Source organism: Pedobacter sp., assembly GCF_046462515.1.
In the GTDB taxonomy this organism is placed as follows: domain Bacteria; phylum Bacteroidota; class Bacteroidia; order Sphingobacteriales; family Sphingobacteriaceae; genus Pedobacter.
The window spans coordinates 134,047-150,492 of record NZ_JBKGVD010000009.1; the positions used below are offsets into that span (position 1 = coordinate 134,047).

16 protein-coding genes are annotated in these 16,446 nt (G+C 36.7%); 6 read left to right on the plus strand and 10 right to left on the minus strand.

Going from position 1 to position 16,446, the window contains the following annotated elements:
- Positions 1–44: 44 nt before the first annotated feature.
- The gene (locus ACLHG9_RS12465) at positions 45–2,234 is read right to left on the minus strand and encodes a carboxy terminal-processing peptidase (protein ID WP_410221828.1); all 2,190 of its coding nucleotides are present in this window, start codon (positions 2,232–2,234) and stop codon (positions 45–47) included.
- Positions 2,235–2,399: 165 nt separating this feature from the next.
- On the minus strand, positions 2,400–3,083 hold the full coding sequence (locus ACLHG9_RS12470; protein ID WP_410221829.1) for a tetratricopeptide repeat protein: 684 nt from the start codon (positions 3,081–3,083) through the stop codon (positions 2,400–2,402).
- 158 nt (positions 3,084–3,241) lie between these two features.
- Here ACLHG9_RS12470 and ACLHG9_RS12475 point away from each other — a divergent pair, with 158 nt between their 5' ends.
- Entirely contained in the window at positions 3,242–3,571 is a 330-nt protein-coding gene (locus tag ACLHG9_RS12475) for a YbjQ family protein (protein ID WP_243359096.1), read from the plus strand.
- 87 nt (positions 3,572–3,658) lie between these two features.
- Here ACLHG9_RS12475 and ffh read toward each other — a convergent pair whose 3' ends face one another.
- A complete protein-coding gene (ffh, locus tag ACLHG9_RS12480; RefSeq protein WP_410221830.1) occupies positions 3,659–4,993 on the minus strand; it encodes a signal recognition particle protein in 1,335 nt (444 codons plus the stop codon).
- Between the two features lie 216 nt (positions 4,994–5,209).
- Here ffh and ACLHG9_RS12485 point away from each other — a divergent pair, with 216 nt between their 5' ends.
- The 3 genes from ACLHG9_RS12485 to ACLHG9_RS12495 all read left to right on the plus strand — a co-directional run bounded on the left by ACLHG9_RS12485 (position 5,210) and on the right by ACLHG9_RS12495 (position 10,325).
- Entirely contained in the window at positions 5,210–5,572 is a 363-nt protein-coding gene (locus tag ACLHG9_RS12485) for a BlaI/MecI/CopY family transcriptional regulator (protein ID WP_243359092.1), read from the plus strand.
- Positions 5,569–7,644, plus strand: coding sequence for a M56 family metallopeptidase (locus ACLHG9_RS12490; protein WP_410221831.1), 2,076 nt, complete (start codon positions 5,569–5,571; stop codon positions 7,642–7,644). Before ACLHG9_RS12485 ends, ACLHG9_RS12490 begins: the two co-directional genes overlap by 4 nt.
- A 248-nt stretch (positions 7,645–7,892) precedes the next feature.
- Positions 7,893–10,325, plus strand: coding sequence for a DUF5916 domain-containing protein (locus tag ACLHG9_RS12495; protein WP_410221832.1), 2,433 nt, complete (start codon positions 7,893–7,895; stop codon positions 10,323–10,325).
- Here the strand turns inward: ACLHG9_RS12495 and ACLHG9_RS12500 are convergent.
- From ACLHG9_RS12500 to ruvX, 7 genes are all read right to left on the minus strand, one after another.
- Positions 10,322–11,314: a DUF3078 domain-containing protein gene (locus tag ACLHG9_RS12500; protein WP_410221833.1), complete on the minus strand. Its 993-nt coding sequence runs from the start codon at positions 11,312–11,314 to the stop codon at positions 10,322–10,324. The two genes, ACLHG9_RS12495 and ACLHG9_RS12500, sit on opposite strands and share 4 nt — an antisense overlap.
- Before the next feature lie 132 nt (positions 11,315–11,446).
- Positions 11,447–11,767, minus strand: a complete 321-nt coding sequence (locus ACLHG9_RS12505; protein ID WP_410221834.1) for a hypothetical protein — start codon at positions 11,765–11,767, stop codon at positions 11,447–11,449.
- Positions 11,767–12,519: a hypothetical protein gene (locus ACLHG9_RS12510; RefSeq protein WP_410221835.1), complete on the minus strand. Its 753-nt coding sequence runs from the start codon at positions 12,517–12,519 to the stop codon at positions 11,767–11,769. The genes ACLHG9_RS12505 and ACLHG9_RS12510 overlap by 1 nt, the downstream gene beginning before the upstream one ends.
- Before the next feature lie 49 nt (positions 12,520–12,568).
- Complete coding sequence (locus ACLHG9_RS12515; protein ID WP_410221836.1) at positions 12,569–13,405, minus strand: glucosaminidase domain-containing protein; 837 nt, start codon at positions 13,403–13,405, stop codon at positions 12,569–12,571.
- Between the two features lie 9 nt (positions 13,406–13,414).
- Positions 13,415–14,089 carry a glucosaminidase domain-containing protein gene (locus ACLHG9_RS12520; RefSeq protein ID WP_410221837.1) on the minus strand — a complete coding sequence of 225 codons (675 nt, stop codon included), beginning with the start codon at positions 14,087–14,089 and terminating at the stop codon, positions 13,415–13,417.
- A 12-nt stretch (positions 14,090–14,101) separates the two neighbouring features.
- A complete protein-coding gene (locus tag ACLHG9_RS12525) occupies positions 14,102–14,734 on the minus strand; it encodes an O-methyltransferase (protein ID WP_410221838.1) in 633 nt (210 codons plus the stop codon).
- Positions 14,735–14,738: 4 nt separating this feature from the next.
- Positions 14,739–15,155, minus strand: a complete 417-nt coding sequence (gene ruvX / locus ACLHG9_RS12530; RefSeq protein WP_410221839.1) for a Holliday junction resolvase RuvX — start codon at positions 15,153–15,155, stop codon at positions 14,739–14,741.
- Between the two features lie 136 nt (positions 15,156–15,291).
- Here ruvX and ACLHG9_RS12535 point away from each other — a divergent pair, with 136 nt between their 5' ends.
- Both ACLHG9_RS12535 and ACLHG9_RS12540 read left to right on the plus strand, forming a co-directional pair.
- Positions 15,292–15,843, plus strand: a complete 552-nt coding sequence (locus ACLHG9_RS12535; RefSeq protein WP_410221840.1) for an RNA polymerase sigma factor — start codon at positions 15,292–15,294, stop codon at positions 15,841–15,843.
- A complete protein-coding gene (locus tag ACLHG9_RS12540) occupies positions 15,840–16,367 on the plus strand; it encodes a hypothetical protein (protein ID WP_410221841.1) in 528 nt (175 codons plus the stop codon). The genes ACLHG9_RS12535 and ACLHG9_RS12540 overlap by 4 nt, the downstream gene beginning before the upstream one ends.
- Positions 16,368–16,446: the final 79 nt, after the last annotated feature.

The following is a 16,446-nucleotide window of genomic DNA, read 5'->3' on the forward strand; positions in this document are numbered from 1 at the left end:
CTAAACTTTTTAAAAAGTCTCTTTAGTGTAAATGTGCTAAAGCACTATTTTAAAGAATTAATATTATTGGTAAGCTTAAAATTATCGGCATTTCTCATCAGGTCTACCATGATTTTAACGCTTTCATCCTCAATAAAATCATCATTAATGGTCTTATTAGCTGCTTTATCTGTTTTGCTTAATGCAGGTAAACCTTTTGAGGCACGAATTTCATTTAAACGGGCTAGATTTTTATTTTCTATCTGATCGCGTTCTGCTTTAAGCTTAGCTTCATTTAAAGGAACAGAAGTCTCATTCTCTTTTTGCTTAACCTCGGCTACATCTTCTTTTAAGATTTTATACTCAACTGATTTTTCCATACGCTGATTATGTAACTGATTTAAGGTAGCCTTAGCTAAAGTAAAATCATTAAAAGGCGTATAATTCGAAGCCTTAATCATGTCAAAAGGTAAAGCAGAAGGTTCTGTATCTTCACCAATCTTATCTAAAGGATAAATTGAGGGGAACTGAATATCAGGAATTACACCCTTATGCTGCGTACTGTTACCACTTACACGATAGAATTTAGCCATAGTAAGATTAATCTGGCCTAATACTGGAACCCCGTTTTTATCTACAATCGTTACCGTGTTAGAGTTTTTATCGTTTTTAGCCGTTTCGTTTTTCTTATTGAAAAGACTCATCAGCTTTTGGATCATAGAAGGATTCATGATAGAGTTCAGATCAATAGAAGACTGTACGGTTCCTTTTCCATAAGTTTGTGTGCCAATAATAATGCCTCTTCCGTAATCCTGCATGGCTCCTGCAAAAATCTCAGAAGCAGATGCGCTTAGACGGTCAACCATAACACCCAAAGGACCAGACCAAGCAACCCTGCTTTCTTCATCATCATAAACTTTTACGCTGTTTCTGTAATCTTTTACCTGTACAACCGGACCCTTACCTACAAATAAGCCAGATAATTCAACAGCTTCATTCAGAGAACCCCCGCCGTTTGCTCTTAAGTCTACAAGCACAGCATCCACTTTGTCCATATTTTTCAATGTATCCAGCAATAACCTTACGTCGCGTGTGGTGCTTTTGTAATTTGGATCGCCGGCATTAGCCGCTTTAAAATCTGCATAAAAAGCAGGGATTTTAATGATACCTATTTTGTAGGTCTTTCCATTATCAGTAATGGTTTTTACTGATTTTTTGGCCGATTGCTCTTCTAGAATAATCTTATCTCTTACTAAGGTAACAATCTTGGGTTTTGATGATAGATCCTGTCCAACAGGAATAACTTTTAAACGTACAACAGTACCTTTAGGGCCTTTAATCTTAGCTACGGTATTGTCTATACGCCAGCCAATTACATCTTCAAATTCTCCGTTTTCTCCTTGTGCAACAGCAATGATTTTGTCTCCGGCATTAAGTTGCTTACTTTTAAATGCCGGGCTTCCAGCAACAATAGAAACAATTTTGGTTACTTCGTTATCTAATTGAAGTGTAGCACCAATACCCTCAAGAGATCTTGACATTTCCTGATTGAAGGTCTCTGCGTTTCGAGGGTTAAAGTAATTGGTGTGTGGGTCAATAGCCTCTGTAAAAGAATCCATCAAAATTTGGAATACATCCTGGTTATTAACTTTTGCAGCCTGCGATTTTAAGTTCTGATACCTTTTAGTTAAAGTTTCTATGTTTTTGGCCTGATCAGAACCGGTAATTTTTAAATTAACCAGTTCATATTTTATGCGTTTGTTCCAGATGTTGTCGAGTTCATTTTGAGATGCTGCCCAAGGTAATTTCTCTCGGTCATAAACGTAAGAATCATTCTGATTGAAGTCATATTTTGCATTTACGCGAGAAAGGGAATAATCAATGCGCTGGTTATATCTTTTTAAATAGACATTAAACATATAAAAAGGAACGCTTAGGTCTCCCTCTCTAAGGTAATCATCAAAATTATATCTGGATTTTTCAAACTCTGTAATATCAGCGTTTACAAAATAACTGCGAGATGGGTCTAAAGCCTTAATATATCGGTCAAAGATAATGCTCGAAATAGAGTCGTTAACCTTGATTTTTTTGTAATTATAGTTCTCGATCAACGAGACCAATTCCCTGCTAACCAAACTTTGTTGATCATCAGGCTTAATGTTAATCACTCCTTCTACAGGTTTTTGTGCTTTGGGCTGCGCATTGCAGGCCAGCACAGCTGCTGTAAGTGTGATTGTGAATATTTTTTTTAGCATCTCTCTAACTGTTTTAAAATCCATTGTTGTAAAAAACATCATCCAATATGATACCAATTTTTTAAATAAACAAAAAAGACACAGCGATTTTCTGTATCTTTTTTGTAAACTTAGTGAAAAATGACTTTATGCTCGCACAAAATCTATGCAAGAGCATGAGTAACCTTAACTTTTGCCTTTGCTTTTTTCTGTAAGTATAGATTTACTTACTCTTATGCGCTGATTGTATTGAGGCAAATTAGAGGCTTTTGCCAGCTCTTCGGCCCTTAACAGATCTTTAGATGCCAGCCCAAATTCTTTTTTCTTGATTTTAATATCTGCAATACCCAATACAGAATCCAAATAAATAGACGGATTATTTAATTGCTGAGCTAATATGCCCTGTTGTGTATAGAACCACATAGACTGAGTTAGTTTATTTGCGGCAAAATAGATGCGGCCAAGCATATTATATGATAACATTTGCCCGTTTCTGCTTCCGATCTTTGAGTAATTTTTCAATGCAGATTTAAGAACAACCTGTTCGGCTTCATTATAATTCTCTTGTTCAAGGAGCAAAGCGCTGATTTTTAAAAGAACAGAACCGTACTTATTGTATTTTTTGTCGGCATTATATTCTTCAGCGGCTTTTTTATATAATGAAATAGCTCCACTCAAATCTCCCATTTGTTCATTAAACTCTGCCAATTCCATTTGCTTATCGGCATTCGATACTTTTGTACTGATAACAGCGATATTAATAGCTGGCTGGCTTCCTGCATTTTCTGCCCCGTTTGGGGATATAAAGTTTTGAGCCATAGCCCAATTACATGCTATAAATGCAACGAGCGTTAATGCTGTTCTTTTCATTTTGTAAAAGTTGGAAAGCAAATATAACAAAATAATTACATCATTAAATCTGCTTTTATTCTGATTTTCAGGAGATAAAGAAAATAATGGAACACTGTTGACAAAAAATGTAACAAATAAAGCAGATTAAAATCTAAATTGTAAACAGACGAATAAGCATGTTAATTACAACGACAAATCAGGTAGAAGGTAAAAAGGTAGTGAAATACCTGGGCCTTGTAACAGGAGAAACTATTATTGGGGCAAATATATTTAAAGATATTTTTGCCGGTATAAGAGATATTGTTGGTGGAAGATCGGGCTCGTACGAGCAGGTTTTGAGAGAAGGAAAAAATACTGCCGTTAATGAAATGCAACAATACGCTGCAGCATTGGGTGCGAATGCTGTAATTGGTGTTGATCTGGATTACGAAACGGTAGGAAATGGCGGAAGTATGTTAATGGTTGCGGCAAGTGGTACGGCCGTTATTTTAGAGGATCTTCCGTAATAAATAAGGGTGTTTAAATCTGGAAAGTAAACCCCTGAGAAATGGGAAGTACAACCGTTTTAAACACCCGTTTATTTTTTGCAAAAATTAGCGCTGAGGCATCTTTGGCATATTTCTCATTAATTTTGCTGCTGCTGCAGGGTTTGAAAACTGTTTCATCACCTTGCGCATATCTTCAAATTGCTTAAGCAGTTTACTTACATCTTCCAACTTAGTTCCCGAACCTTTGGCAATTCTGGCTCTGCGACTTGGATTTATTGCGTCAGGATTTTCTTTTTCAAAAGCAGTCATAGACTGGATAATCGCTTCAACACTTTTAAAAGCATTATCATCAATATCAACGTTCTTCATCATTTTTCCAACGCCAGGTATCATGCCCATTAAATCTTTCATGTTACCCATTTTCTTAATCTGTTGGATTTGGTTGTAGAAATCGTTGAAATCAAACTTATTCTTACGGATTTTCTTTTGAAGTTCTGCGGCTTGTTGCTCATCAAATTGTTGTTGAGCTCTTTCTACCAAAGAAACCACATCGCCCATACCCAAGATACGGGAAGCCATTCTGTCTGGATAGAAAATATCCAGCGCATCCATTTTTTCGCCTGTACCAATAAATTTGATGGGCTTATCAACAACCGATTTGATAGATAAAGCAGCACCACCACGAGTATCACCGTCTAACTTGGTTAAAACAACACCGGTAAAATCAAGTCTGTCGTTAAATACTTTTGCAGTATTTACAGCATCTTGGCCAGTCATTGAGTCAACCACAAATAAAATTTCATGAGGCTTGGTTTGAGCCTTAACTTCAGAAATTTCGGCCATTAAAGCTTCATCAATTGATAAGCGGCCGGCAGTATCTATAATTACAACATTGTTGCTGTTCCTTTTGCCTTCGGCAATACCCTCTAAAGCAATGGCAACAGGATCTTTAGATTCAATATTGGCATAAACCGGAACATCAATCTGCTCACCTAAAACCTTCAGTTGATCAACAGCCGCCGGACGATAAACGTCGCCGGCAACCATAAGCGGCTTTTTGCCTTTATTCTTAAGATGTAAAGCAAGTTTGCCTGTAAAGGTGGTTTTGCCCGCACCGTTTAAGCCTGCAATTAATATAATGGTAGGGTTATTTTTTAAATCAAGCTCTGTAGCCTCGCCACCCATTAAAGCAGCGAGCTCATCGTTCATGATTTTTGTAAGTAGCTGCCCAGGTGAAATAGAAGTTAATACATTTGCTCCTAAAGCCTTTTCCTTTACCTGATCTGTAAAGGTTTTGGCCGTTTTATAGTTTACGTCAGCGTCTAATAGCGCTTTACGAATCTCTTTCATGGTTTCTGCCACGTTAATCTCCGTAATACTGCCTTGACCCTTTAAGACCTTAAATGCTCTGTCTAACTTATCCTGTAAATTTTCAAACATTGTTTTAAATGCTTTGGTATTTTATTAAAAGGCAAAGGTATTGTTTTTTTGCCTAAAAGCTATTTTAATCCTTATTATAAGAGCATTTTTCTGCTTTGGCTCTTTAAAATATTTAACCTCTATTCCTTTTTGTATCTAAAAAGTTACATAGATACTAATCTATTAGTTTTGATATTAATTTATTAGTAGTAAGTTTGTTTATCAAAATTTCACAATATGATCAAATTAGCAAAAAGAGAAGAGCAGATTATGCAGGCATTCTGGGATGTGGAGAAAGCTTTTATAAGAGATATTATTCCTTTGCTGCCAGATCCAAAACCTCATTACAATAGCGTGGCTACAATGGTGAGGATTTTAGAAGAAAAAGGGTTTTTGGGACATGAGGTAATTGGTAATATTTTCTGTTATTTTCCAATTATTAGTAGAGAAGAATACCAGAAACATGCTTTAAAAGATGTGGTAAGTCAGTATTTTGATAACTCTTACCCGCGAATGCTGGCTTTTTTTGCCAAAGAACAAAATCTTTCAGAAGAAGAGTTAACTGAGATTATTACGATTATTAAAAATAGGAAATCATGACCTTTTATGTATTAAGTGTGGCCCTGATATTAGCAGGTTGCCTCTTGTTTTACAAACTATTACTGCAAAAGGAAACTTTCTTCCCTTTAAATCGGTTTGTACTGTTGATCTGCCTGGCGCTTTCTTTTGGTTTGCCTTTGGTGCCGGTACCCCAACAATGGTCTTTTAGAAAGGCAAATGTAGAAATTCCCTTGCCTGAAAAACCTCCTCTGCCAATATTAAAAGCCGATAAAAACCTTCAAGAGCAGAAAGAAGCCTCATTTAATACCGATCATGCTCAATTAGAGGCCAATGATTCTTTCTTTAAAGATATAGCTCCTTTAAAAGTCTTACAGTGGATCTATTGGCTGGGTGTAGCTGTATTTGGTATCAATTTTCTTTTTCAGTTAGGTGTTCTGCTTTATAGGGCTTATTCGCGGCCCGTGATTAAAGATGGGCGTTTTAGGATTGTTGAGCTTTCAGGAGATCAGGCTCCCTGTTCTTTTGGCAATACCATTTTTATTAACCCTGAAAAATACGATTGGGATACCTATAACCAGATTATTATTCATGAGAAGATCCATATACAACAAGGACATAGCTATGATATTCTTTTGATTGAACTTGCGCTGGTTTTCCAATGGTTCAATCCTTGTGCCTGGATGTATCGTAAAGCCATAGAAGACAACCTTGAATTTTTAACCGATAATGAATTGTTGGCTCACTCGGATATTGAACCTGAAAGCTACCAGATGAGTCTGGTAAAAGTTTCGGTGCCCCATTTTCCGGTTAGCTTAACTACCAACTATAATCAATCCATACTTAAAAAAAGATTAGTTATGATGAACGCAAAAAAATCTAACGTAAATTCTACTTGGAAATACCTATTTATTCTGCCTTTATTAATGGTTTTTATGGCTTTTCTTAACGAGCCTGTAGCTTATGCCAAAAACAGCAGACAGTTTTCCGGTAAAAGTAACCCGTTTCAATACATGCAAAGTGAAGGTGACTGGTTTGCCACCATTAAGGGTGATAAGATTAATGTTCGCTTTACATCTGATGATGACGGTGATAGCAAAAGTACACAGACTTTTTCTGTGAACGATTTTAAAAATCTTCCGGTAAATACCGAAGGAACGTTCTCGATAAGCCGGGATGCGGGTTCAATGGCTTTTACGGGGAAGTTTGAAGGAAACACAGGCAGAGGAAGGTATAAGTTTAACCCTGATGCGGGCTTTAAAAACTTTATGGATAAAGAAGGGATAGCGGGCCTTAAAGAGAAAGACCTTTTGGTATTCTTCCTGATCAATGTGAAAAAAGATTATGTGAAATCATTAAAAGACATGGGCTATCAGCAAATATCTAAAGAAGAGCTTATTCCTTTGGTTGCCTTAAATGTTAATACCGAATATATCCGATCTTTAAAAACGGCAGGAATTGAGGGGCTTACTTTACAACAGCTTATACCGTTAAAAGCGTTGAATGTGGATGCCCCATTTGTTGAAGGGGTTAAAACCTCTGGTTATAAAAAAATCTCAGCCGACAGATTGATTACGCTAAAAGCTAATGGTATAAATGGCGAATACCTTAAAAATGTAAAAGCGGCCGAAGCTGAAAATAGTAAGACCGCTGAAGTAGAAACAAAGACCGCTGTTAGTAAATCAAAGGAAGCTAAAAAAATCACCATGCAGGCGGGAGAGGATGACGAACTGGGAAAATTGATTGCCCGAAAAGTGTTGAATGTTACACCTGAATATGCACAGGGTTTTATCAATATGGGGCTGAAAGTTTCAGATGATAACTTGTTTGCTTTTAAATCACTTGGTGTTACACCTGAGTTCTTCGAAAGCTTTAGAGCGGCGGGCTTAAAAGTAACTGATGAGCAACTGATTTCTTTTAAATCTTTAGGGATTACTGCCAGCGATTTTAGTGAGTTTAAAAAATTAGGGTTCAAGAGTGTGAGTGTTGATGATGTAATCTCGGCAAGAGCTACGGGAACTTCACCCGGCTTTATTAACTCCATGAAGAAAAAAGGTCATAACTATGATTCTATAGAAGACTATATCAAAATGAAAGTACTTTCTATAGAGTAAATCTCCAATATTTTACTTGAAATAAACCAAATCTACAAACTTGTTCCCTGGTTATTTATGGCAGGGAACAAGTTTGGCAAGGGAGCCTTTTGCCTAAAAAACCGTTATTATTAAATCAATTTAAAACTTAACAAGCTTCATTACTCGTTTTTTTGTAATCAGGGCCCTGATAAAAAATGTTAAAAACAGATGTTAAGTGAAACATATACAGGCTTAATGCCATCTAATTAAAATAAACCAAACAAACAATGAAAATAAAAGCGCTATTTTTTGCTTTTCTATTGATAAATATTGCTGCATTTGCGCAAAACACTGCTAAAAAGAGACTTCCTGCAAAAAGAACTGAATCAGCAATAAAGATTGATGGAGTACTGAATGATGAAGCTTGGGCAGACGCCCCTGTTGCTGGTGATTTTATCGAAATGAGGCCAGACCCGGGCAAACCAGAATCTAAAGATAAAAGAACCGAGGTAAAAATCCTGTATGATGATTTTGCCATCTATGTAGGTGCTCGTATGTATGATAATCCTGAAAGTGTAACAAGAGAGATTGTACAAAGAGATAATATAGGAAATGCAGATTTTATAGGGGTAATTTTTGATACCTTTTTAGATGGGATCAACGGAAATGGGTTCTTTGTAACGGCGGCGGGCGTTCAGTTTGATGCGAAATATTCGCAGATAGGCGGAGAAGATGCCAACTGGAATGCAGTTTGGGATAGTGCCGTAAAAATAGACGATAAAGGATGGACAGCAGAATTTAAAATTCCATATTCGGCTTTGCGTTTCTCTACAAAAGAGATACAAAACTGGGGTTTTAACATCACCCGTAAACGTACAGGCGTTAACCAACAGTTTTTTTGGAATTCGGTTGATCCCAAAGTAAGTGGTTTTATTAATCAGAGTGGAGTATTAGAAGGTTTGCAAAATATAAAGGCGCCTTTGCGTTTATCTTTTTCACCTTATGTAGCTACGCTTTTTAGCCACTATCCCTATAATACACCGGAAATTAGTAACTCAAAAGTTTCTTTTAGTGGCGGAATGGATGTGAAATACGGGATTAATAAAAGTTTTACACTTGATATGACCCTGATACCCGATTTTGGTCAGGTACAAAGCGATAACCGTATCTTGAATCTAACACCCTTTGAAGTTCGGTTTGATGAGAACAGGCAGTTTTTTACAGAAGGAACAGAGATGTTTAATAAGGGCGATTTGTTCTATTCTAAAAGGATTGGATCAATTCCTTCATATCATGATTTATCCAGTGTAAAACCTGGTGAGACACTTATAGAAAACCCACAGGAAGCCAAGATCCTTAATGCTACAAAAATATCAGGGCGTACAGCCGGAGGTTTAGGAATAGGTATTTTTAATGCCTTAACCAATAAAATGTATGCTGAAGTGGAAGATGCGCAGGGCAACCGTCGCCGGTTTGAAAACCAGCCTTTAACCAATTATAACATTATTGTTTTAGACCAGTCGTTAAAAAATAACAGTTCGGTAAGCTTTATTAATGCCAGTACACTTAGGCAGGGCAGTGCTTATGATGCAAATGTAAGCTCTGCACTTTTTGATCTGAGCGATAAACATAACAAGTATTTTGTTAGTGGAGATGGAAAGATGAGTTACGTTACAGAAAGCTCAGACAGAAACAATAGAAATGGTTACAGCTATAATTTAAAGTTTGGCAAAAAGAGCGGGAATTTTACTTGGCAATACATGCAGGAGCTAGCTGATACCAAATTTGACCCATCTGATATGGGATTCTACCAGAACAATAACTTTTTAGACCAAGGAATTAGTGCGGGCTATAATATTTACAAGCCGAGTAAGTGGTATAATCAAATACAAGCATGGCTTGGGATTGAGTATTCAAGAAGATATAAACCAGGAGACTACCAAAAGTTTGGCATTTACCCAGGAGCTTATATGCAGTTTAAAAATTTCTGGTCTGTTGAGCTGAATGGCTTTTGGGAAGCAGAGCAGAATGATTTTTACGAGTCGAGAAATGGTCAGGTCTATAAAAATCCTGAAAGTTATAGACTGGCAGTTTACGTAAATCCCAACAGAGCAAAACCTTACAACTTTGGAGGAAATATCCGTTATCTGGCACAACCTAAATACAATAGCCGCAGCTATAATTTTTATTTCTTCCAGAATATGCGTTTTAATAACCGATTTGCCATGGGTATAGATCTGAACTATAATCCTAACTTTAATCAGGTAAACTGGGTTTCAGCTAATGGAAATACGGCCCTTTTCTCAAAATATGATAGACGTACGGTAGAAAACTCGATAGATGCCAAATATAGCTTTAGCAACCGGATGGGCATTACCTTTAGGGTTAGGCATTATTGGTCTGATCGAAGAAATAAGGAGTTTTATGAGTTACAACCTGATGGCTACCTAAAATCTTACACAGGAGCAGCACCTCAAAATGTTGATCGCAACTATAATGTATTTAATATAGACTTGGTATATGTGTGGCAATTTGCACCAGGAAGCGAGCTAAGTGTTACTTATAAAGATGCTGCAGAAACCAACGAACGGTTTTATACAATGCAATATGGTAGAAATCTAGATAAAATCCTATCAAGCCCACAAAATAATACCATCTCTTTAAAGGTGTTGTATTATATTGATTACTTGAATCTAATGAAAAAGAAACATAATAATTAGCGAGGAAAAGCAAAGACCAGGCCTAAGGCCAAAGCCTGACTGGCCTGGACTTTCATGTCCATATTCTTATCATATAAAATAACTCCTGTTAAGGATACATTCATAAAACGGTTTATTTTAGAAAGAACAGAAAGATCTAAACGGTGGCTGATGTTTTTTAGCTCATCATAAGGAATAAAGATGTTATACTTTGATTTAAGTACGGTGTTTTTAACGATCTCTTTCTCAAAATTACTTACAACCTGGAACGCAAGCTCGTTTCTGAACTGATGGCCTTTTTTAACACCAAAGTTGTTAGGGTTGGTTTTATAAATAGTGGTATCTAATACAAAAGTTTGGCGGGCTGTGCCGGTACCGATACGGGTAGAAAAAACCTTGCTGGGCTTGTATTCAAAACCAAGAGACTCTGTAATATATCCGGGGGCCATAAATCTGGATAACAATTTGGCTTGTTCATTACCCTGTGCATCTTTAGAATAAGAAAAACCCTTGTCAAATTGAGATTCAAAACTTAGAGAGGCAAAGAAATACCAGTTTTTAGATAATTGTATTGCAGCTTTGTTATCCCAGTAAATACGATCACTGGTTTTCTTTTGCAGCTGATCTTTATTCTTTACTTTTCCATATTGCAAAATTACCTCACTGGTATAGCTGTAGCTTTCTTTACTGTATTCGGCTTTATGGTTTACCAGTCCGCCAATGGCTATAGAGTTTACACCACCGCCTTTCCAATTGTTACTGAACGAAGCCTGGTTTACGTTAATGGTAACTGTTGCTTTGGTTTTCCAGTAATTAATCTTTGCCTGAACCAGATTTGCAGGTAGCGTAACAGGTTCAAAAATAAGAGCGCCTAAACGGCTGGGTAGCGGATTGCGTTTAAGCTTAATTTCCATATCCTTTAAATTAAAAGGAATGGTATCAATCTCTTGGGCAAAAGTATAATGAGAGCAAAAAAGGGCTATGAGAAAACTATATAACAACTGCTTCATTGCTTACAAAATAACAGAAAAATAAAGCGGAATAAAAATAAGAAGCCAGATTTGAGGTGTAATTTATTGATATTGTGTTTCTTGCACTGCAGCTGAAATAAAATCAGCATGATAGAATGTCTATATTTTTATTTAAAGAAAGCTTATCCAAAAACAAAAAGTACGGTTTTTTAAATAATTCATATCCAGCTCTTTCTGGTACGCTTCTTTTTCAAAGGGAATTTGACTGTAAGCCAGTGCATGCTTTTTATATCTGAGCAAATTAAACAGGTAAAAACCTAAATAAAGAAGGTAAAAGAATAAAATGAGCAATTCAAGCTGCTGCCTAAAATGAATCTTTTCATGGTTAACTAAAACCCGATCTTCTTTATAGGTCGCTTTTTTAATGAGGATAAACGGGTAAAGCGCCATAGCGGCGGCAGGTAATTTTGGTACAACAATAAAAAAAGCCATTACAGTTTTTCTATGGTTACTTTAGGTAGAGAAGGTAATTTGAACATGCTCGGATTACGCTTATATGAAGCATAACTATTCTTTACAAACTGTACAAAGGCATATTCACTTGCAGAAAGCACAAATTCATAAGTTGGTCTGTATTGGGCCATAAAATCACCTATCTCAACGTCACTGGCTTTGGTTAGCCGTTTTACGTATTCCGGATTGAAACGGAAGTCGATAACTTCATCCCTATAATCATTTTCCAGTATCTTCTGTAGCTGGCGGGCATTTTTGCCTTCTCGGCTTAACAGGTTATAGATTGCGTCAATACCCAAACCAACGCCAGTCTGCCCTAAATTTAAAAGATCTTTGGCGCTACCTTTATCCAATTTATACTGGTATTCTTTTTTACGGCTTTCATAAAGTTCCTGAGGTGTTTTAGCTTTTCCATAAATAGGGACCTCTTTTAACCGTATCCCTAAAGATCTGAGTTGAAAAACAATAGCGCTTTGATTTTTATAGATAACCGTATCCAATGCATAACCGCTAAGTGCAGCAAATAGAGTGTCTCCGGGTTTGATATTGGTTGTAAACTCACCCTTACTGTTGTTAAAAATGCCTTCATCAGAAGATGAGTTATAGATATATACCTTGGCTAATCTCAGTTTACTATCTTTATCTACAACGAAACCTTGAACCATTTTTTGCTGGGCAAAAAGGTTAAAAGAGGTACATAGCAGAATAAACAAGATTATCCGGAATTTCATTTCAGCAACAAAACTACAATTTATTACAAACTTGCAATTCTTGTTAACATTATTTAACTACAATAAGTTTTTGACCAATTTTGATATTGTTATCTGGTAACTGATTTAAAGATTTAAGGTCATCCACAGATAGTTTAAACATTTGAGAAATCTTATAAAGTGTATCACCCTGTTGCACGGTATAATATTTTCCATCTAAATTAGAAGGAGGGTCTTTGGGTGCAACATTAACCGGAGTAAACAGTTTCTTCTCATTAGGAATATTGGCATTTATTTCTTTGAATACACGATCTTCTCTTGCCAGTTTCTCTCTTTCGCTTTCAGGGCTGTCATATAGATACAGCTGGTATTTCTCAATGAGGTTGATCAGAAGATCTGGGTATTTTGGGTTTGTAGCATAACCGGCATTTTTTAAGCCAATGGCCCAATTTTTATAGTCGTTCTTATCCAGCTCAAACAGGGCACTATAACGTTTTCTTTTTAAAAATTCAGAATGATCTCTGTATGATTCCCGAGGGTCTTTGTAAACTCTAAAACAATCATCTTTCTGGTCATCATCTTTGTAATAAGCTTTGCCTTTCCAGTCAGAAGTACATTTGATGCCAAAATGGTTGTTTGCATATTTCGCCAGATCACTGGCACCACTACCTGATTCTAAAATTCCCTGCGCAAGAGTGATACTGGCCGGAATACCATACCTGTTCATTTCTTCAATAGCAACGCCTTTAAAAGCATCAATATAAGTAAGTGTAGTATATGAAACAGGGTTGGGATTTTGTTTTTGGGCTTCTTTCTCTATTTGTTTATTGTTTCGGCTATACTGTCTGGTTTTACAGCTTGACAGAAATGCAACCGCAAGGCAAAAAATAAATACATAATATCTCATAAACAATGGTTATAGTTTAAGTTTTTGTCCTGGTTTTAAGGCGTTAGATTTCAGGTTATTTTTTGTCATGATAGACTTAACAGAAGTTTTAAATTTCTTGGCAATCATGCTCAGATTATCTCCTGATTTAACAATATAAGTTTTCAGAGGAGCTCTTTTAACAGCTTTTACAGGTTCGGGCTCAACCAAAGGCTCTTCATAGCCGTCGGGTCTTTCATCATAACTCCAAAGTTGGTATTTATTGATAATGGCCATTACCTGAGCGCCCCATTTCCGGCTTCCGGCATATCCCCCTTTTTGTATACCTTTTACCCAGTTCTTAAAGTCGTATTGATCATATTTATCAAATAAACCGTTAAAATGTTCCCTGCTTTTTAAAAAAACAATGAAGTGATTATAAGATGAATCTACTGTGGGGAAATCTCTGTAGGAAGATCGTATTTCTGTACTGCTGTTTTTGCCTTTAAAGCCAAAATGATTGTTCAGATAGCGGGCAACTTTACTTGTTCCAGCACCGGATTCATGTATGGCTATGGCTAAAATAACGCTGGCCGGAATAAGGTGCAGCCGCATGAGCTCTTGCGCTTTTGGTGCGTTCTCAATTATATAATCCTGAGTTACAGATTGTGCTTTAACCAAGTTAAAGCTGAGAAGCGCCAATACAAGAAAAGTAAAGTTTTTCATGTGTGGGTTACATTATTTTTTCCGTATAACGAACAACCCGTCGCGAACGGGCAAGATTAATTTTTCTACTCTTTGGTCTTTATTAACCTTATCATTAAATAAATGTATGTTCTGGGTATCTTTATCTTGTGCTTTTTTTACAATCTTACCGCTCCAAAGCACGTTATCTACTATAATCAACCCGCCGGGTCTTACCTGATCAAAAACCAGATCGTAATAAGTCCCGTTATTTTTTTTATCGGCATCTATAAAAACAAGATCAAAAGTTTCTGCATTTAAATTCTGTAAACTATGCTGAGCATCGCCAATCAGGTACTTTATTTTATGCTCTAAATGCGATTTTGCAAAGTTGCTTCTTACCATGTCTTCCAGCTCGGCATTCACATCCAGCGTATAGATTATGCCTTCATCTGTTAAGCCTTCAGCTAAGCATAAAGTTGCATAACCGGTAAATGTGCCTATTTCAAGAATTCTTTTAGGAGAAATGAGTTTACTCAAAAGACTTAAAACCCTTCCCTGATAATGTCCGCTTATCATTCTTGGCATAAGCACTTTAAGATGGGTTTCTCTGTCTATGTGCTTTAACAGATCGTTTTCAGGTTCGCAGTAATGCAGTAAAAGTTCCTGTAGTTCTTCGCTGATCATGTTTTTATAAACGGGTTTTATCCATAAAATATTGCAAAATGAGTGTGGCCGATATGGTATCAACCCGCTCTTTATCTCTGCGCTCGCTCTTTTTGAGGCCACTTTGCATAATGGTTTGTTGGGCAATTTTTGAAGTAAAGCGCTCGTCAACCAAGTGTTGTGGAATATGCGGAAAGTTCTTTTTTAGCGTTGTACAAAAGCCCTTTACATGTTGCGCATTTTCAGAAGGAGAGCCATCCATTTGTTTAGGATCGCCAATTACAAAGGCATCAATAGCCTCTGTCTCCATATATTTTTTAAGATAAGGAATAATATCTTTAGGGTGTATGGTATCTAAACCGGTAGCAATAATCTGCAAAGGATCGGTAACGGCTAAACCGATGCGTTTGGTGCCATAATCAAATGCAATAATACGTGCCATCAAATGCAAAGATAGGCTTTTTTAAAAATAGCTTCTAAGGCCGATTAAGCAAGATTCAATCAACAGAAAAAAATTTTTATAACTTCATGCAACGTTTTAAAAAAAGCGATGTCTTTTGTTCAGAAAGCTTTAAAATTTGGAAACTGTTTACGTAGACAAGCATACTTCTTTAGTTAGCGATTGCAAGAAAGGCAATAGGAAGGCGCAATTTGAATTGTACAAATTGTATGCCGGGGCAATGTATAACGTGGCCTTGCGTATTGTGAACGATGAAGCAGAAGCAGAAGATGTGTTACAGGAAGCTTTTTTAGACGCATTTAATCGCATAGCCGATTTTAGGCAGGAAACAACCTTTGGCCTATGGATTAAGCAGATTGTAATTAACAGGGCCATTAATTATCTGCGTAAACGTAAAATGGAACTGGTGAGCATGGATGATGTGGATATTGCGGATGAAGGAGCAGACGATGCGGAAGATAACATGCTTAAAGTAGAAGCGATAAAAAATGCAATGGAAAGAATGCCCGATGGATACAGGGTGGTATTAAGTCTCTATCTGTTTGAGGGATATGATCATGAAGAGATCTCTCATATTCTGAAAATAACAGAGAATACCTCCCGCACACAGTACATGAGGGCAAAACGTAAGTTAATTAGTTTGTTGGAAACGAAAGGAGTAGAAAGATGAATAATAAGTTAGAGAGCTTTATAAAAGACAATAAGAAGCGATTTGAAGAGAAAGGCCCATCTCAAGAATTATGGAACAGAATTGAGGCAGATCTGGCTAAAAAAGGAGCGCCCAAAACCATTAAACTTTACAGATGGATGAGTGTGGCAGCGATTCTGATATTGGGTATAGGAATATATTTTGGCTATAGCTATCGCAGTTTAAATAAGAGTATTGAAGTAGCGGATATTAACCCTACACTGGCTAAAAAAGAAGTGCGTTTTGCCAGTATGATTGAAGAAAAACGAGACAGCCTGAACAATTATGCTAAAACAAATCCCGAACTGTACCAGGAGTTTACCACAGATCTAAGCAGGTTAGACAGAGACTATGAAGATCTGAAAAAGAAACTGCAAACCAGTGTAAACCGTGAGATGGTGGTTAAAGCCATGATGAAGAACAGGGAGATTCAACTGCAAATTTTAACACAGCAGTTAAGTATTATAACGCAGGTTGATGCATATAAGAAAGACAGCAGCTTATAATAAAAGCTATAAATGACGTCAAAAAATAGCGAGGATAAATAATACAATAAACCGGGCAGAACGCTCACAAAATATTTAA